Origin of the sequence: Streptomyces pseudovenezuelae (genome assembly GCF_029892565.1) — a bacterium.
Lineage (GTDB): Bacteria > Actinomycetota > Actinomycetes > Streptomycetales > Streptomycetaceae > Streptomyces > Streptomyces pseudovenezuelae_A.
Genome location: NZ_JARXVH010000008.1, coordinates 168968 through 186381, shown reverse-complemented (window position 1 = coordinate 186381; position 17414 = coordinate 168968). Strand labels below are relative to the sequence as shown.

Here is a 17414-nt window from a genome sequence, read left to right as displayed (position 1 = left end):
GGCATCACGCGGCGGCCGACCCGACCGATCGAACCGATTCGGCCGGCTCGATCGAATCGGCGGGCTCGGTCGGCTGAGCGGGTTCGGTCGGCTGGGTCGGCGTTTCGGCCAGCAGTCGCCTGATGTCCCGTACGGCCGCGCGGCCGGCCCGGTTGGCGCCGATGGTGCTGGCCGAGGGGCCGTAGCCGACCAGGTGGATGCGCGGGTCGGCGACCGCCCGGGTGCCCTCGACCCGGATCCCGCCACCGGCTTCCCGCAGCCGCAGGGGCGCCAGGTGGTCGATGGCGGCGCGGAATCCGGTGGCCCACAGAATCACGTCGGCGGCCAGACGCCGTCCGTCGTTCCACTCCACACCCTCGGGCGTGATGCCGTCGAACATGGGCTGCCGGTCGAGGACACCGTCGTCGATGCCCTGCCGGATCGCGTCGTTGAGCGGCAGCCCGGTCACCGACACGACACTCTTCGGCGGCAGCCCCTGCCGTACGCGTTCCTCGACCAGAGCGACGGCCGCCCGGCCGAGGTCCTCGTTGAACGGACCCTCGCGGAACACGGGCAGGCGCCGAGTGACCCAGGTAGTAGTGGCCGCGTACGGGGCGATCTCCAGCAGATGCTGGGTCCCGGACGCGCCGCCGCCCACCACGATCACCCGTAGCCCTGCGAACTCCTCGGGACCGCGGTACTGCGCGGTGTGCAACTGCCTTCCGCGGAAGGTCTCCTGACCCCGGTAGCGCGGCCAGAACGGCCGGTCCCAGGTGCCGGTCGCGTTGATCAGCGCCCGCGTCGACCAGGTGCCGTCCGAGGTCTCGACGAGCAGCCGCCCGCCGGCGCCCTCGCGCACGGCACGGACGTCCACGGGACGCCGTACCCGCAGGTCGAAGGCGCGCTCGTAGGCGGCGAAGTACTCCGCGACGACCTCGGCGGAGGGGCGCGTCGGATCGGCATCGGTGAGTTCCATGCCCGGCAGCGCGTGCATGCCGTGCACCTTGCCGTACGTCAGCGAGGGCCAGCGGAACTGCCAGGCGCCACCCGGGGCGGGGGAGTGGTCGAGCACCACGAAGTCGCGCTCCGGCTCGAAGCCGGTGCGGCGCAGGTGATAGGCGCTGGACAGACCCGCCTGCCCAGCGCCTATGACGACGACCTCGACCTCACGCGTGTTGTTCACGCTTCTACCAACCGTGGTGAGGTCACCGATCTTCCCGTGCGCGGCCCTGCCGGTTCGCTGTCCCCTGGCTCACCGCCCGCCGGCGACCAGGAGCGGCGCACCGCCGCCGACCACGGGGGCGTCCAGCAGCCCGCGCGCCGACAGCTCGGGAATCACGCCCTCGCCGAACCAGTACGCCTCCTCCAGGTGCGGATACCCGGAGAGCACGAAGTGCTCGACGCCCAGCGCGTGGTACTCCTCGATCAGATCGGCCACCTCGGCATGGCTGCCGACCAGCGCGGTCCCCGCGCCGCCGCGCACCAGACCCACCCCGGCCCACAGGTTCGGGTGGATCTCCAGCTCACTGCGCGAGCCGCCGTGCAGGGCGAGCATGCGCTGCTGGCCCACCGACTCACTGCGCCCGAGCGCGGTCTGCGCGGCGGCGATCGTGTCCGCGTCGAGGTCGTCGAGCAGCCGGTTCGCCGTCGCCCACGCCTCGGCGGAGGAGTCGCGCGAGATGGTGTGCAGCCGCACCCCGAAGCGCACGGTCCGGCCCTCCCGCTCGGCGAGCGACCGGATCCAGTCGATCTTCTCCTTGACCTGCGAGGGCGGTTCACCCCAGGTCAGATAGACATCCGCGTGCCGCGCCGCGACCGGCCCGGCGGCCGGCGACGACCCGCCGAAGAACACCTGCGGCAACGGGTCGGGCGGCAGCGCGGTCAACCCGCCTTCCACCTGGTAGTGCTCGCCGTCGAAGTCGTACGGCTGTCCGCGCCACACCCCGCGTACGACGGACAGGAACTCGTCCGTGCGTGCGTACCGCCGGTCGTGGTCGAGCCGGTCGCCGAAGCGCCGCTGCTCGGCCGAGTCGCCGCCGGTGACGACGTTCAGCAGCAACCGCCCGCGGGTGACTCGCTGATAGGTCGCCGCCATCTGCGCGGCGAGATCAGTCCCGGCCTGAACGCCACCAGGAACTTGAGCCGTTGGGTGTGCTGGGCGAGCGCCACGGTCGTCAGCCAGGCGTCCTCGCACCAGGTGCCGGTAGGCGTCAGCACCGCTTCGAAGCCCAACTGCTCGGCGGCCTTGGCTATTTGGGCGAGGTACTCGATGTCCGGCGGGCGAACTCCGCGGACCGGGGAGCCGGTCTGGTTCGACCCGTAGGCATGCCGGTCGACGAGCGTACGGCCGTCCCCGCCCGTCGGCAGGAACCAGTGCAGGTGAACCGACATGTCACGAACCCCCGGAAGTGCGGGCCGGCGTGGTGGACGGGGGCAGGTCGCCGTTGTAGCGCGCGTCCACGAAGTCGGCGAAGTCGACCTTCTTCGGGATGAGCTTCAACTCGGTGAAGGTGTCCGCGATTTCCTGCTCGGAGGCGACGACCCCCTTGTCGACCGCGACCGTCACCCGGGTGGAGTTGGTGCGCTTCACCGAGGCCAGCGCGGTCTCGTAGGGCAGCCCGGTGTCCTTCGCCCAGACTTTGGCCCACTCCTCCTGGTGGCTGTAGACCCACTCCGTGGCCCGGTCAAGCCGCGCCAGATAGTCCTTGATCGCGGCCGCCTTCTCCTTGTCCTTCAGCGCGTTCGGCGCCGCCACCTGGAAGGTGAGACCGTTGGTCACGCCCTGACCGGTGGTCAGGACGCGGCCCTGCTTGGCCTGGAGGATCTGGGAGGTGTACGGGTCCCACACCGCCCACGCGTCCACCTTGCCGGACGTGAACGCGGCGAGCGCGTCGGCCGGTTGGAGGTACTTGACCTTCACGTCGCTCAGCGACAGCCCGGCCGCCTTGAGGGACGCGACCAGCTGGTAGTGCGCGGAGGAACCCTGCGCCACCGCGACCGACTTGCCCTTCAGCTCCTGGGGTTTGGTCAGCTTCGAGCCGTTCGGTACGAGGATGGCGTCGCCCTCGGACGTGCCGTGCCAGGCGGCCACCACCGAGATCTTCGACCCGGCGCCGGCCGCGAAGACCGGCGGGGTGTTGCCGACTCCGCCGATGTCGACGGCCTTGGCGTTGACGGCCTCCAGGAGCGGCGGGCCGGAGGTGAAGGTGGACCACTTGATCTTGTACTTGAGGTTCTTGAGCTCCCCGGCGGCCCGCAGGATGGCCTCCGAACCACCCTTCTGGTCACCGACGTTGAGCGTGACGGAGCCCGTGCCGTCGGTGTCGGTCCCCGTGCTGGCGGACGAGTTCCCACCGCAGGCGGTGAGCAGGAGGGCGAAGGGGAGAAGCAGTGCGGCGGGGACGAGGCGACGTCGCATGGGGTTCCGTTCTGTTCAACTCGGTGGTGGGGGTGGGGAGTTCAGGCGGCTTCGGCGGTGGTGTCGACGCCGAGCCGTTCCAGCAGGCCGGCGCGCAGTTCGGCGAACCGGGGGTCGGTGATGTCACGCGGGCGGTCGAGGTCGATGCGCTGCTCGTGCGCGATGACGCCGTCGTCCATCACCAGGACGCGGTCGGCGAGCAGGACGGCCTCCTCGACGTCGTGTGTGACCAGCAGGACGGCGCAGCCGCGCCGCTGCCACAACTCGCCGACCAGCCGCTGGGCCTTGATGCGGGTCAGCGCGTCGAGCGCGCCGAACGGCTCGTCGAGCAGCAGCAGATCGGGCTCGCGCACCAACGCCCGTGCCAGGGAGGCGCGTTGGGCCTCACCGCCGGAGAGGGTCTTGGGCCAGGCGTCGGAGCGGTGGCTCAGGCCGACCTCGGTGAGGGCCTGTTCGGCGACGGAGCGGGTCGGCTTGCCGGGCAGCCCCAGCAGCACGTTGCGCCAGACCCTCTTCCACGGCATCAGGCGGGGTGCCTGGAAGGCGACGGCCTTGCGGCGCGGCACCAGGACCGTGCCCTGGATGTCGCGGTCGAGGCCGGCCAGGATCCGCAGCAGCGTGGACTTGCCGCAGCCGCTGCGACCGAGCAGGGCGACGAACTCACTCGGCCGGACGTCGAGTCGGAGGTTGTCGATGACGGCACGGCCGTCGAAGGAGCGGGTCAGCCCCTCGACCTGGACGGCGTGCGTGACGGTGGGGCTCACCGGCCGGTGAACGTCGGTCGCCATTGCAGCAGCACCTTTTCGAGGGAGCGGACGATGAAGTCGGCCAGCAGACCGAGGAAGGCGTAGACGATCAGGCAGACCACGATCACGTCGGTCTGCAGGAAGTCCCGCGCCTGCACCATGAGGAAGCCGATGCCCGCGTCCGCGTTGATCTGCTCGGCGAAGACCAGCGCGAGCCAGGCGATGCCGAGGGAGTAGCGCAGCCCCGTGAGCGCGCCGGGCAGCGCCCCCGGCAGCACGACGTGCCGGACGAGTCCCCACCGGGACAGTCCCAACGACTCTCCGGCCTCGATGAGTTGGGAGTCCACACCGCGGATTCCGGCGTACACGTTGAGGTAGAGCGGGAACGTCACGCCGAGCGTGATGATGGCGACCTTCGGGGCCTCGCCGATGCCGAACCAGATGATGAACAGCGGGATGAGACCGACGAACGGCACCGTCCGCAGCATCTGCACCGGTGCGTCCACCAGGTCCTCGCCGATCCTGAACAGCCCGGAGACCAGGGCGAGTCCGGTGCCGATCAGGGTGCCGAACAGCAGCCCGAACGCCACGCGCTGGAGCGAGGTCCCCATCGCCGAGGTCAGCGAACCGTTGCCGATCAGATCCCCGGCGACCTGCGCGATCCGCCCCGGCGAGGCAAGCACGTCGGAGGTCAACACGCCTGTGCTGCTGAGGAGTTGCCACAGCAGAAGCAACAGGACGGGCCCGGAGGTCCGACGCAGCCAGCGCGGGACGCGGGTGCCGCGGGAGGAGGCGGGGGTGATGGGGACCAGGTCGAGATCAAGGGCGACCTGGTCACCGCCGGCCGCGTTGCCCTTGTCAACTGATATAGGCGATATATCGGGTTCGGATGCGCCGGGCGGCGCATGGCTGATGCTCATGGGAGCTCCACGGGGAGGAGAGCGGCCGGTGGGGGTGGGCCCAGGTGCCGCCACACCGGCTGAACCGACGCTGATCAACGTCGATCAGTGCCGATCAGAGGGCGTGCGGGCAGGCGGCGAACGAAGGCCGGAAGGCGAGAGCCTGAAAGGCGAGGGGGTGGAAAAGGGCGTCAGCAGCCGCGGCGACACGCGGCGGAGGCCACCCGCAGCAGGTCGATGTGACCGCGCGTGGTGAGCAGAGCTGAACGCAACATGCGGCGAAAGTAGTCAGATCGTCGGGTCACGGTCAATGGTGTCTCGCGGACTGGACCCCTCATATCAACCGGCGGGCGCCCGGTCGCGTGTGCAACCGGGCGTATGGGTCAGGATGGGGGCATGTCAGATGCCTTCACCACGCGAGTCCTGAACATCACCACGGGTTCCAGGGAGCGGGTCGTCGACCTCACGAGCGACTGCGAGGCGTTCCTGAGGGAAGCGGCCGCCGACCGCGACGGCCTCCTCAACCTCTTCGTCCCGCACGCCACGGCCGGAATCGCGATCATCGAAACGGGCGCGGGCAGCGACGACGACCTCCTCGCCGCCCTCCACACCCTCCTCCCGGCCGACGACCGCTGGCAACACCGCCACGGCAGCCCGGGCCACGGCCGCGACCACGTCCTCCCGGCATTCGTTCCGCCGCATGCGACGTTGCCGGTGGTGGGCGGGCGGTTGGAGTTGGGGACTTGGCAGTCGGTGTGTCTGGTCGACACGAATCGAGATAATTCGAACAGGAAGGTTCGGCTGTCGTTCCTCGGCTGAGCTGCCGGGCGTGCCGGCCCGCGCCCGACTCCGTGGGTAGACCTCCTCCGCGAGCACCTGGACCTCCCCGGCACGAAGAAGGGCTGCGACCAGGGCGCCTGCGGAGCCTGCACGGTGCTCGTGGACGACCGGAGGGTGAACGCCTGCCTCACCCTCGCCGTGATGCACCAGGGCGCGCGCGTCGCCACGATCGAGGGGCTCGCCCGGGGCGAGCAACTGCACCCGCTGCAACAGGCGTTCATCGACCACGACGGCCTTCAGTGCGGCTACTGCACGCCGGGGCAGCTCATGTCGGGCGTCGCCTGTATCGCCGAGGGCCACACCGGCTCCCGGGAGGAGATCCGCGAGTGGATGAGCGGCAACCTGTGCCGGTGCGGGGCGTACACGAACATCGTCTCCGCCATCGAGCAGACGGCCAAGGAGGCGTGACCGCGTGCATCCCTTCGCCTTCAGCCGAGTCTCCACCGTCACCGCCGCGCTCAACGCCGGTGCCCGCTACGGCCGTTACATCGCCGGCGGGACCACACTGGTCGACCTCATGCGGGAGACCGTCGAGCGCCCCGCGCACGTGGTCGACATCAACGGGCTGCCGTACAAGGACATCACCGTCACCCGACAAGGGCTGCACGTCGGTTCCCTGGTCCGGATGAGCGAGCTCGCCGCGCATCCGGAGGTGCGCGCCACGTACCCCCTCCTCTCGCAGGCCCTCGAACTCGGCGCCTCGGCTCAGCTGCGCAACATGGCCTCCATCGGGGGCAACATCATGCAGCGGCCCCGCTGTCCTTACTTCCGGGACGTCCACTCCGCATGCAACCGCCGTGACCCGGGCTCGGGTTGCGACGCCCGGCACGGTGACAACCGTATGCAGGCGATCCTGGGGACGAGCACCCACTGCGTGGCAACTCACCCGTCCGACCTGGCAGTCGCCCTCGTGGCGCTGGACGCCGTGATCCAGGTACGGGGCCTCGACGGCACCCGCTCCATCCCGGTCCAGGACTTCTTCCTCCGCCCCGGGGACACGCTCCAGGACGAGCACTCGCTCCGGCCGGGCGAACCCATCACCTCCCTGACCGTTCCCGCGGGAGCGCACACGCGCCGCTCGGGTTATCTGAAGGTCCGCGACCGGCAGTCGTACGAGTTCGCCCTCGCGTCCGCCGCGGTGGCGCTGGACATCAGGGGCGGCGTGGTGCGGGGCGCCAGGGTGGCCGTCGGTGGTGTGGCGACCGTGCCGTGGCGGCTGCCCAAGGTGGAGGAGGCGCTCGTCGGCAAGCGGCCGGGGCGCCGGACGTGGACGGATGCCGCGGCCCTCGCGGCCGAGGGTGCCGTACCGCTGTCCGAGAACGCCTTCAAGGTGCGGCTGGTCGAACGGACCGTGCGCCGCCAGCTCATGACGATCGGAGGACAGTGATGGCGACGACCGTCGTCGGGCAGCCGCTCTCCCGCGTCGACGCCCGCCGCAAGGTGACCGGCGCGGCCACCTACTCGGCCGAGCACCGCGTCGGAGGCCTGTTGTACGGCGTGATCGTCAACGGCACGGTGGCCCGCGCCACGGTGAGCCGGATCTCGGTGGACGCGGCGCTCGGCCACCCGGGCGTCCTGCACGTCCTGACCGACTTCGGCAGCCTGCGACTTGCCCACCCCGTCGATCGAATCGCCTTCTACGGCCAGCCCATCGCCGTCGTCGTCGCGGAGACCCTGGAGGCGGCGACCCATGGCGCCTCGCTGGTTGAAGCGACGTATGAACGGCAGGACGCGGTCACCGACTTCGACGATCCGGACGCCCCGTCGCAGACACCGGCCGACGAGCCCGACTACAGCCGGGGCGACCCGGCGGGCGCGCTTGGTTCGGCGCAGGTGAAGGTGGACCTGGAACTCACCAGTGCCCGGGAGAACCACAACCCCATCGAACTGCCCTCGACCATCGCCCGGTGGCAGGACGGACGGCTGACGCTCTGGGACAAGTCCCAGTGGGCACAGGGCGCCGCTCGCACGGTGGCCGGCGCGCTCGGCATCGCCGTCGGCGACGTACGTGTGCACAACGAGTTCCTGGGAGGAGGGTTCGGCAGCGCAATCCAGGCCTACGACCATGTCATCCTGGCCGCGTTCGCCGCGCGCGAGGTCGACAGGCCCGTCAAGGTGGTTCTGACCAGGCGTCAGTTCTTCTACGGCACCGGGTTCCGGCCGGCCAGCCGGCACCGGATCGCCCTCGGAAGCACTGCGGCCGGCCGCGTCAACGCTCTCGTCTACGAGGTCCGTATCGAGAACGCGCGCTACCAGTCCTACACGGACGGCCTGACCGACCTGCCGCAGTTCCTCTACGGCGTCCCCAACACCCGTACCGCCTACCGGGTCACGCCCGTCGACGTCCACTCCCCGTGCTCCATGCGAGGCCCGGGTGTGGTGCTCGGCAACTTCGCCCTGGAAACCGCGATGGACCAGCTCGCGCACGAACTGGCCGTGGATCCCGTCGAGTTGCGGATGCGCAACGAGCCGACCCAGGACGAGGTCACACAACTCCCCTTCTCCACACGGAAGTTGCGTGAGTGCTACGAGACCGGCGCACGCCGCTTCGGCTGGTCCCGGAGGCGCGCCGAGCCGGGCTCGCGCACGGACGGCGACCTGCTCATCGGCATGGGGATGGCCACCGCCAGCTACCACAACAACCGACGCGACTCCAGCGCACGGGCCCGGATCCACGCCGACGGCACCGCCGAAGTCTTCGCGGCCTCCGCGGACATGGGCCCCGGCACCACCACCTCGGTCATGCAGGTCGCCGCGGACGCCCTGGGGCTGCCCGCCTCGGCGGTCACCTTCCGGTTGGGCGACTCCAGCTACCCCACCGCGCCCCTGCACGCGGCGGCCACCACCATGGCGAGCGTGGGCTCGGCCGCGCACACCACCTGCAACGCGCTGAAGGCGGAGTTCATCCGCAGGGCGGTAGCAGACACCGACTCGCCTCTCCACGGCGCGAATCCGGCGGATGTGCACGTCCGCGACGGCTATCTGTCGGCCGCCGACGGGGGAGCCCGGGACAGCTACCGGGACATCCTGCGCCGCGCCGGTCTGCCCAGCCTCGACATCACCGGCAACTGGGGCCCGGGCGACGCCGATTCAAGGATCTCCTCCTACGGCTACGGAGCCGTCTTCGCCGAAGTCTCCGTCGATCCCCTGCTGGGCCTCGTCCGCGTACGGCGGATCTTCGCGGCGTACGACGTAGGGCGGGTGATCAGCCCCAAACTCGCCCGCAGCCAGGCCATCGGCGGCATGGTCGGCGGCATCGGAATGGCCCTCCTCGAAGGCACCGTCACCGACCACCGCGACGGCCGCATCGTCAACGTGAGCCTCGCCGACTACCTTGTGCCGGTGAACGCGGACGTCCCCGACCTCGACGCCGCCTTCGTCAACACCGAGGACCCGCAGGCCGATCCGATCGGCGTGAAGGGACTCGGTGAGATCACCATCGTCGGGGTGGCGCCCGCCATCGGCAACGCGGAGTTCAACGCGACGGGCAAACGCCTGACGGACCTGCCGATCCGTCCTGAGGCACTACTTTGACCTACGTGGATGACCTCGCGACGCTGTGATGCGAGCGGCACCCGGAAGGGCCGCCCCTCGCGCACAGGTTCCGCAGTTCATACGCGGATCATCACGTACGTCGACGGCGGCAGGGGCGTGATCGCCACCGACCGGCGCCGCGGACATCGCATCGCCTTGCGGCGCCACGGTCTGGACGCGCACATCAGGGTGCTGCGCGGAGACAACACCGAGGCGGCCGGTGAGCGCGCCGCGCGCCACCTCCTCGACGCGGGCGAACTGACCACCGCCGTGGCCGCGTTCAACGACCAGAGCGCGATCGGCGTGCTGGCGGGTCTTGCCCGTGCCGGTGTCTCCGTCCCCGGCGAGGTGTCCGTCGCGGGATACGACGACAGACTCTCCCGCCTGAGCTGCTTCGACCTGACCACGGTCAGCCAGGAGCCGAGGAGCAGGCGCGTTACGAGGTGGCCGCCGCCGTGGAACGCCTCGACCAGGGCCGCACCGAGCCCCGAGAGGTGGTCCTCGCTCCGCACCTCGCGACAGGTTGGCGGTGAGGCACGAGCAGTCAAGCGAGAAAGGCATTTCTCACACAGGTGTGGGTGCTGAGCTTGCCCGGTTCGCGGAGAAGTCCGGGCCGCGACGGCGCGCAGTTGGGCGGCACCGCCGAACACCCATGGCGGCTGAGTGGGGCCGGAACAGGCGGGCAGCTCGGGCATCGCCGCCCATGTCGCGGCCTCTGACGTCGCCCGTGACGCCCGGACTCGTAGCGCGCCACCTGGGGCGGGGCGAGTGCCGCGGACAACTCGCCCAGATGTTGGCGCGACAGCCCACAGAAGGCAGGGCGGGACGTGGCCGAGCGGGTCTGTTTGGCCGTCACACACCAGGCAACTTGCGCGGCCGTCTCTCTGTGCCCGCCCTCACCGACCAAGATCAGTCGCAGGTCGGCCCATTAGGGTCGGAGGCATGACGACATCCCTTGCCGGCAGTGCCTTCGACATGCTCCGCGTCGACGCCGTGCCCGACCAGGAGGCGTTGCGCCAGGTCTACGACCTCCCCGGCGACGCGGCCGTGCGGAAGCAGATGACGGAACTCACCGAGCAGACCCGGCAGTTGATCGGCTGCTCATCGCTGGTCCTGGTCGCCAGCGTGGACGCCGAGGGAAACTGCGACGTCTCGCCGCGCGGCGGCCCCGCCGGGTTCGTCGCCGTCCTGGACGCACGGACAGTGGCGATACCGGACGCGACCGGCAACAAGCGGCTGGACACTCTGCAGAACGTCATCGCCACCGGACGGGCCGGGCTGCTGTTCGTCATCCCCGGGCGGACCACCACGCTGCGGGTGAACGGCCGGGCTGTCGTCTCCACCCGCCCGCAACTGCTGTCGCAGCTGACCGCCGTGGGCAAGCCGCCGGCCAGTGCGCTGGTGCTGGGGATCGAGGAGGTCTACCCGCACTGCCCCAAGTCGCTGCTGCGCAGCGGCGCTTGGAAGCCGGAGCAGTGGCTCCCGGCGGACGCCCAGCCGGCCTCGGCCGAGGTGACGCTGGCCCAACTGCGGATGCCGGAGCTGACCATCGCCGACATCGAGCAGACGGAGGCGGACTCGCTGAAGTACCGGTACGAGTAACGGGCCGAGCTGAGGTGCATCTCTTTCGGCCGGCGTAGTCGATGGTCATCCCCATCGATTACGACAGCCACCGGCCGCGCGGAGAGCCGGTGGAGGAACTCGGCCGTGGGCCCGGCGTCCCCCGAGGCCGGCCTCAAGAGCTCCAGACGCGCTCCGCGTAGTCCGCGAAGTTCTTGCCGAGGATCTTCTCGATGCGTTCCGAGCGGTAGCCGCGCTGCTCCAGCAGCCGGATCAGCTCGTGGAACTGGTCGACACCCCGCAGGTCGACGACGAACGGGTAGACGTCGTCGCCCTCGCCCGTCGCGCTGACGCCGGCCTCCCGGCGCCGGGCGACCTGCTCGGCGAGGTCGGCACGGTAGGCGTCCAGGTCGTCGATGGCGGTGACGGGACCGTCGGTGCCGATGCCGACATGATCCTCGCCGCAGAGGTTGACGGCGTGGTCGATGTGCTCGACGACATCCGCGGCGCGGGCGTGGCCGGAGGAGTCGAGGAACGGCATGAAGTAGATGCCGACGAACCCTCCGCGCGAGGCGACCAGGCGCAGTTCCTCGTCCGTCTTGTTGCGTGGGAGGTCGGTGAGCGCGCGGCAGCCGGTGTGGTTGATGGAGACAGGCTGCCGGGAGATCCGGGCTGCCTCCAGGCAGGTCCGCTCCCCGCTGTGGGAGAGGTCGACCATGAGGTGACGGTCGTTCAGGCGCTGGATCACCTCACGGCCGAAGGGGGTCAGACCGCGGTTGCGCGGCTCCATCGAACCGTCGCCGAGTGCGTTGGCCTGGTTGTACGTGAGCTGGATGACGCGTACGCCGAGCCGGTCGAAGGTGTCGACGCGGGTGACGTCGTCGCCGAGCGCGACGGCGTTCTGGAAGCCGTAGATGACGCCGATCCGGCCGTCGCGGCGCGCCTGGTGGAGGTCGGCCGCCGTGCGCACCTTGACGAGGTCGGCCGCGTTGTCACGGAGGATCGTGTCCCAGACCGCTATGTCGTGCAGCGTGTGCTCGTAGGGGTCCATGTCACCCATCACGTATCCGAGCGTGATGTTGACCGCGGTCAGCCCCGAGGCATGGGCCTCGGCCAGCGTGCGCGCGTCGATGGTGATGTCCTCGCCGGTCTGGACGAGCTGGCCGGCGGTCGCCGACGAGCGGGGCGCGTTGGGGTTGTCCAGCACACCCAACGCGTTGACGATCATGTAGTCGCGCTCGAAGTGGTCGTTGTCCGCAAGGGGATTGGCGGTCATCGGGCGTCGTGTCCCTTCCAGGGGTGCGTTTTTCGTGGCTGTCAGCGGCCGAGGGCTGTCAGCGGCCGGGGGCGGCCGGCTGGTAGTCGCTACGGTCGTACCGGCAGCCGCGTTTGACCACGAACTCGATGTCGGCGAGATGGGCTATGTCGGCGAGGGGATTCCCCGACAGGACGGCGAAGTTCGCGAGCTTGCCCTCCTCGACCGTGCCCATGACGTCCTGTGCGCCCATGCTCATGGCGCCGACCAGGGTGGCCGACCGAATGACCTGCACCGGGGGGATGCCGCATTCCCGCGCCAGGAAGACCATCTCGTCGTGCAGCGCGGGGAAGGGGTGCTCGGGGGCGTTCTCGTAGTCGCCGCCCGCTGAGATGGGGACGCCGACGCGGTACGCGTGGTTGGTGATCCCGGCCGCCAGACGCGAGTTGGCCCGAACACGCTCCTGTGACTCGGGATCCGTCGCCTCGGGGGCGAAGTAGTTCGCCCACATGCCGGAGGTCGCGTCAAGAATCGTGCCCTGCGCCAACATGCGCTCGAACAGCGCCTGGAGGTGCGGGTCGTCGCCGTCCGCGAACCGGTCGTACTCGATGGGCGGCTTGTCCTTGTACGTGGTCAAGGGGTGTCGGGTGCCCTCCTGCGCGAGCGCCGTGGCGTGCGAGACGGTGTCCACGCCGGCGTCGACGACGTCACCGGGGCTCGCGGGATAGACCGTGCCGTGCGCCCAGACGGCGAGCCCCTGTCGGTGTGCCTCGGCCGTGAGTGCGGCGACCGTGTCCGCGGGCAGGTCGGCGTAGATCTTGACCGCCCGGGCACCGGTGCCCCGAGCCATCGCCACCGCCAGGGGCAGGTCGGTCTCGTCGGTGATCGCCTGCATCCACGGCACGGCGCCGGGCGTACCGCCCTGTGAGACCTGCTGGGTGCGCGGGTCGTCGAAGAAGGTCGGCCCGGCCATGAGGGCGGCGAACTGGATGTCGGGTCCGGGGATCTCGCCGACCAGCGCGGCGCGGGCGAGTTCGGCCACCTGACGGAGGTCGTCGGCCATGACCCGGATCGCCGTGACACCGCCGTGGACCTGCCGGCGCAGCATGGCCTCGGCGGTGGCGCGATCGGGTGGCGTCGCGATGTGCTGGTGGGAGTCGATCAGACCGGGGACGACGAAGCGTCCCGTGAGGTCGACGACCCTCGCTGTGCTGTCGGCGATCTCGGCGTCGGGGACGACGGCCCGGATGGTCGCGCCGTCGGTGACGATCGACGTCGCCGTCCGCGCCGGGCCGCCCGTCCCGTCGATCACCGTCGCCCCGCGGTAGACCACCGCCGCGCCCGCCGCGGGCGGGGCCCAGGGAGTGGGCGCACCGAGAACCTCATGACCCATCGAATTGACCCTCTCCGTGGTGGGACGCAAGCCGTGGTGTTACGTCAGGCGTAACATGTGTATCCTCATGCGTAACATCGAGAATGTAGCACCGTAGTGCGACAGGGGGCGCCACGCATGTCGAAGCCAGCCAGCTCCGCTGTCGACAAGGCACTGGACCTGATCGAGGCGCTCGCCAGGTCCGACCGCCCGTTGCGCCTCAGCGAACTCGCGGGCGAGGTCGGTCTGCATCGCGCGACGGCCTACCGCGTCCTGATCGACCTGATCCGCCGAGGCTGGGTGCTGCGCACCGACGACCACTACCTCCTCGGCGCCGCCGCGCTCCAGCTGTCGCACTCGGCCGCGCACAACTCCCTTGTCGCGGTGGCCCGTCCGATGCTGGAGGCCCTCTCGGAGCGCACCGGCATGATGGTCAACCTTCAGGTGCTGGAGGCCGATCACTCGCGCGTGATCGACGTCGTACGACCGCCGCGGCTGGAGATGATCAATCACCTGCGGGACGAGATGCTCCCCGTTCACAGGTTCGCGGGTCCGGTGGCCCTGGTGGCGCTGCTCGACAAGGACGCGCGGCGCCCCTATCTGCGCCTGGCGGAGGAGGCCGGTCATCCGCTCACCGGGCCGGAAGGTCTCCTGGCGGACATCGAGCAGGCCGGGCGCACCGGTTACGCCTTCGAGCGCGGTCGCGCCGAGCAACTCGTCGCGTCGGTGAGCCGGGCCGTGGTCTCCGCGAAGGGGTGGCCGATCTGCGCGCTCACCCTGGTCGGGCTCGGCGCCGAGTTCGACGAGCCGCACCTGTCCGAGCTGAAGCGGCAGCTCCGCGACGCGACGGACGCGCTGCAGGAATCGCTGACGGGCCTTTCCTCGATGCCGCAGGCGGATCCCGCGTGAGCGGCGTACTGGTCCTCGATCGCTCGCAGACCCGGGCCTGTCTGGATCCGGCGCGGGTGCTGACAGCGGTCACGCGGGCGCTCGTCGCGATCAGTCGCGGCGAGGTCTCCGCCCCTGCCCGGATCGCCGCGCAGGCGCCCGCGGGGCTCCTCGGCGCGATGCCGGGTTACGTGCCGGGCCTTGGTCTGGCGGCCAAGTTGGTGTCGGTCTTCGCCGTGCCCGGCCGGACAGGCGGCAGCGCGCACCGTGGCGTCGTAGCTCTGTTCGACGAACACGACGGCCGTCCGCTCGCGCTCATGGACGCCGAACCGGTCACCGCCGTGCGCACCGCCGCCGTCGCGACCATCTCCATGCGCGCCCTGGCGCGCCCGCGCCCGGACCGGATCGCCGTACTGGGCACGGGAGTTCAGGCCCGTGCCCAGGTCGAACTCCTCGCCACGACCAACGCCGACGCTCCCCTCGTCGTGGGCGGACACGACCTTGAGCGCGCCCGACGGCTCGCGGAACTGCACCCGAACGCCTCCGCGGGCTCCGTCGAGGAGGCGGCCCGCGGGGCCGACGTCGTGTTCTGCTGCACCAGCGCCCGCGAACCCGTGCTCGACCCGTCGTGGCCGGCCGAGGGCGCCCACATCAGCTCCGTCGGCGGTTCCCACGGCCACGAACTCGCCCCCGACACCGTCCGCGCCGGCTCCCTCTTCGCCGAATGGCCGGGTGCAGCCGCCTCGGCTCCGCCGGCCGGGGCCCACGAACTGCAGGACATCCCGGCACACCGGATCACCCTCCTCGGCTCGGTCCTCGACGGCCGTCATCCCGGCCGTCGAGGACCGACCGAGTTGACGGTCTTCAAGTCGACGGGCCACGCCGCCCTCGACGTTGCCGCGGCGGCGGTGGTCCACGAAGTCGCCCGCGCCAACGGCATGGGTACGACCCTGGACATGTAGCGGCCACCACCCTGGCTGCCGCCTGTCGTCGGCCAGAGGGTGATCGACGCGCCCTTCTGCCTGGGCGTCCGAACTCCTCGTAGGGCTTGGGCTTGCGGAGCTCTGCGAGTTGTTGTCAGCGGGCGGCGATGCTCCTTTCCACGATCGAATCCAGGGCTTCTGCCCCGGCGTTGTGTTTGCGGAGGATCGAGAGCGCGTCGTTGCGCGGAGCCGTCGACTTCGCGGTTGTCGAGTGGAGGGACGTGGCGGGGCCGGCCTGCTTACGGAGCCCACTCAGCGTCTGGCGGAGGCGTGTTGCAGAAGGCCGTGATTTTGCAGGTCAGGGTTCGATGACGGCTGTCTTGATCACGCGGTCAGAGCGCGGTCAGAGCGCGGTTGCGCATGTGCGCGACGGCTTGGACCGCTCGTCACCCCGTTCCCGCACCACCTTCATCCTGCCCGCGCTGATGGACGACGACGATCCGTGGGTGCGCAGGCGGACCTCTCTGGAGCTGGGCGTGCCCGGTGATGTTCCCGCGCTCCTCCGGCTGTTGGGGATCCGGCACATGGCGCCTGGGGTCGGGCGCGGGCCATGGTCTTCGTGTTCGAGAAGGACCCGGACGTCGAGGCGGAGCTGGTCCGTACGGCCCAGTGGGGCGCGGACGCCGCCCGCGCGCACGCCCTGGTGATGCTGCCGGACCAGCCCACCGACCGACTGCTGCCGTCGCTGCTGAGAGATCTGACCGGCGCCCCAATTCCGTATGTCGAACCCTTCCCGCCACCGTCCCGGCGACCGACTCTTCGTCAATAGACGGACAGCCCATAGGCGTTGAGCACTTCCTGGATCGGCTGGTAGTAAGTGCTCCCTCCCGCCGCACAGTTCCCGGAGCCCCCGGAGAGGATGCCGATGACCTTGTCGCCGGCGTAGAGCGGGCCGCCGCTGTCGCCCGGCTCGGCGCAGATATTGGTCTGGATCAGCCCGTAGACGACCGCTCCGCTCCCGTAGTTGACGGTCGCGTTCAGTGCGGTGACCACGCCGCAGCGGACACCGGTGGTCGCTCCCCGACGGCAGACGCTCTGGCCGGGGTAGGCGGTCGCGGTCCCGGTGATGTCGACGGATCCGATGGTGCCGGGGTGTGGGACAGCCGGGTTGGTGTAACGGACGACACCGAAGTCGTCGCTGGGGAAGCTGGTGGCGACGGTCGGGCCGATCGTCGTGGTCAGGCCAGAAGTGGTGTACCAGGTGGACGCGCCGTCGGTGCAATGGCCGGCGGTGACGAAGTAGTACGTGGAGCCACTTTGTACGTTGACCCCGGCCGAGCAGCGCCAGGCGGCCGCGTAGACGCCGTCGCCGCCCGACAGGAGGGTGCGCAGTCGTCCGCCGACTCGCTCGACGGACATGGCACCCGCGAACTGCCGGGCGGACTCGCGCAGTCGGACCAGGTCCGAGTCCGAAACCGTGGAATCGGCGAGCACCCGCAGCTTCCCGGTGCGCTCGTCGACGGCCCAGGTCGTCCCGGCGATTCCCAGGGACTCGACGGCAGAGGTCACGCCGGTCACCGAGGCGCCGGACGGTGCGGCGCCGACCTTGGGCGCTGCGGACGCGCCGGTGTCGGATACCGCGAGGGCGGTCACGATGAGCAGGCTCAACACCGAGGCGATCGTTCGCGAACGCCTGATGGTGGTACGGGGTGCTCTCATCAGCCAGTCTCCCCGAGGTCGGTAGGTCAGGTCGGAGCACGTCCGATGGGTCAACGGGCGTGCTGTGCCCGCGTGCTGTGGTGCGGTCAGTGTGCCCAGCCGCGCCCGGCGGGGGTAGGCCGACTTCGGCCGAAGCGGCCGGCCGGAGGTTCGTGCAGTTGGTGCCCAGTCAGGTGATCAAGCCGCCGTGGAGCGGTACGAGCGGTACGAGAGCTCCCCCGCCGTCGTCAAAGGGAGGGGACGCAGGACGGGGATACGGGAGGTCCGCGGATCGGTGCGAG

16 protein-coding genes and 2 pseudogenes are annotated in these 17414 nt (G+C 70.4%); 9 read left to right on the top strand and 9 right to left on the bottom strand.

Annotated features, from left to right (window positions below):
• Positions 1 to 4 precede the first annotated feature (4 nt).
• The 6 genes and pseudogenes from M2283_RS26495 to M2283_RS51970 form a co-directional block, all read right to left on the bottom strand.
• Positions 5 to 1162, bottom strand: a complete 1158-nt coding sequence (locus M2283_RS26495; protein ID WP_280878878.1) for an NAD(P)-binding domain-containing protein — start codon at positions 1160 to 1162, stop codon at positions 5 to 7.
• Between the two features lie 69 nt (positions 1163 to 1231).
• Positions 1232 to 2370 (bottom strand): annotated as a pseudogene (locus M2283_RS26490) (LLM class flavin-dependent oxidoreductase).
• A 1-nt stretch (position 2371) separates the two neighbouring features.
• Complete coding sequence (locus M2283_RS26485; protein ID WP_280878877.1) at positions 2372 to 3397, bottom strand: ABC transporter substrate-binding protein; 1026 nt, start codon at positions 3395 to 3397, stop codon at positions 2372 to 2374.
• Between the two features lie 41 nt (positions 3398 to 3438).
• A complete protein-coding gene (locus M2283_RS26480; RefSeq protein WP_280878876.1) occupies positions 3439 to 4185 on the bottom strand; it encodes an ABC transporter ATP-binding protein in 747 nt (248 codons plus the stop codon).
• Positions 4158 to 5063 (bottom strand): ABC transporter permease, encoded by a 906-nt coding sequence (locus tag M2283_RS26475; RefSeq protein ID WP_280878875.1) that lies wholly within the window; start codon positions 5061 to 5063, stop codon positions 4158 to 4160. The genes M2283_RS26480 and M2283_RS26475 overlap by 28 nt, the downstream gene beginning before the upstream one ends.
• A gap of 170 nt (positions 5064 to 5233) precedes the next feature.
• Positions 5234 to 5317: a putative leader peptide gene (locus tag M2283_RS51970; RefSeq protein WP_349817350.1), complete on the bottom strand. Its 84-nt coding sequence runs from the start codon at positions 5315 to 5317 to the stop codon at positions 5234 to 5236.
• Positions 5318 to 5438: 121 nt separating this feature from the next.
• Here M2283_RS51970 and M2283_RS26470 point away from each other — a divergent pair, with 121 nt between their 5' ends.
• The 6 genes and pseudogenes from M2283_RS26470 to M2283_RS26445 all read left to right on the top strand — a co-directional run bounded on the left by M2283_RS26470 (position 5439) and on the right by M2283_RS26445 (position 11018).
• Complete coding sequence (locus M2283_RS26470) at positions 5439 to 5861, top strand: secondary thiamine-phosphate synthase enzyme YjbQ (RefSeq protein WP_280878874.1); 423 nt, start codon at positions 5439 to 5441, stop codon at positions 5859 to 5861.
• Between the two features lie 27 nt (positions 5862 to 5888).
• Positions 5889 to 6290 (top strand): annotated as a pseudogene (locus tag M2283_RS26465) ((2Fe-2S)-binding protein); the annotation flags it as partial.
• Between the two features lie 4 nt (positions 6291 to 6294).
• The gene (locus M2283_RS26460) at positions 6295 to 7269 is read left to right on the top strand and encodes an FAD binding domain-containing protein (protein ID WP_280878873.1); all 975 of its coding nucleotides are present in this window, start codon (positions 6295 to 6297) and stop codon (positions 7267 to 7269) included.
• Complete coding sequence (locus tag M2283_RS26455) at positions 7269 to 9416, top strand: xanthine dehydrogenase family protein molybdopterin-binding subunit (RefSeq protein ID WP_280878872.1); 2148 nt, start codon at positions 7269 to 7271, stop codon at positions 9414 to 9416. Before M2283_RS26460 ends, M2283_RS26455 begins: the two co-directional genes overlap by 1 nt.
• A gap of 9 nt (positions 9417 to 9425) precedes the next feature.
• Positions 9426 to 10001, top strand: coding sequence for a substrate-binding domain-containing protein (locus M2283_RS26450; protein ID WP_348538926.1), 576 nt, complete (start codon positions 9426 to 9428; stop codon positions 9999 to 10001).
• Between the two features lie 357 nt (positions 10002 to 10358).
• Positions 10359 to 11018 carry an MSMEG_1061 family FMN-dependent PPOX-type flavoprotein gene (locus M2283_RS26445; RefSeq protein WP_280878871.1) on the top strand — a complete coding sequence of 220 codons (660 nt, stop codon included), beginning with the start codon at positions 10359 to 10361 and terminating at the stop codon, positions 11016 to 11018.
• 133 nt (positions 11019 to 11151) lie between these two features.
• On the opposite strand, the gene M2283_RS26440 is transcribed toward M2283_RS26445, so the two are convergent.
• Together M2283_RS26440 and M2283_RS26435 are read right to left on the bottom strand one after the other, a co-directional pair.
• Entirely contained in the window at positions 11152 to 12252 is a 1101-nt protein-coding gene (locus M2283_RS26440) for a dipeptidase (protein ID WP_280878870.1), read from the bottom strand.
• 58 nt (positions 12253 to 12310) lie between these two features.
• Positions 12311 to 13624 carry an amidohydrolase family protein gene (locus M2283_RS26435; protein WP_280878869.1) on the bottom strand — a complete coding sequence of 438 codons (1314 nt, stop codon included), beginning with the start codon at positions 13622 to 13624 and terminating at the stop codon, positions 12311 to 12313.
• A 117-nt stretch (positions 13625 to 13741) separates the two neighbouring features.
• Between M2283_RS26435 and M2283_RS26430 the strand changes: the two genes are divergently transcribed.
• The 3 genes from M2283_RS26430 (at position 13742) to M2283_RS26420 (ending at position 16243) form a co-directional block, all read left to right on the top strand.
• Entirely contained in the window at positions 13742 to 14512 is a 771-nt protein-coding gene (locus M2283_RS26430; RefSeq protein ID WP_280878868.1) for an IclR family transcriptional regulator, read from the top strand.
• A complete protein-coding gene (locus M2283_RS26425; protein ID WP_280878867.1) occupies positions 14509 to 15453 on the top strand; it encodes an ornithine cyclodeaminase family protein in 945 nt (314 codons plus the stop codon). The genes M2283_RS26430 and M2283_RS26425 overlap by 4 nt, the downstream gene beginning before the upstream one ends.
• 571 nt (positions 15454 to 16024) lie before the next feature.
• Positions 16025 to 16243: a hypothetical protein gene (locus M2283_RS26420; RefSeq protein WP_280878866.1), complete on the top strand. Its 219-nt coding sequence runs from the start codon at positions 16025 to 16027 to the stop codon at positions 16241 to 16243.
• On the opposite strand, the gene M2283_RS26415 is transcribed toward M2283_RS26420, so the two are convergent.
• Positions 16237 to 17133 (bottom strand): S1 family peptidase, encoded by an 897-nt coding sequence (locus tag M2283_RS26415; RefSeq protein ID WP_280878865.1) that lies wholly within the window; start codon positions 17131 to 17133, stop codon positions 16237 to 16239. The two genes, M2283_RS26420 and M2283_RS26415, sit on opposite strands and share 7 nt — an antisense overlap.
• Between the last annotated feature and the right edge of the window lie 281 nt (positions 17134 to 17414).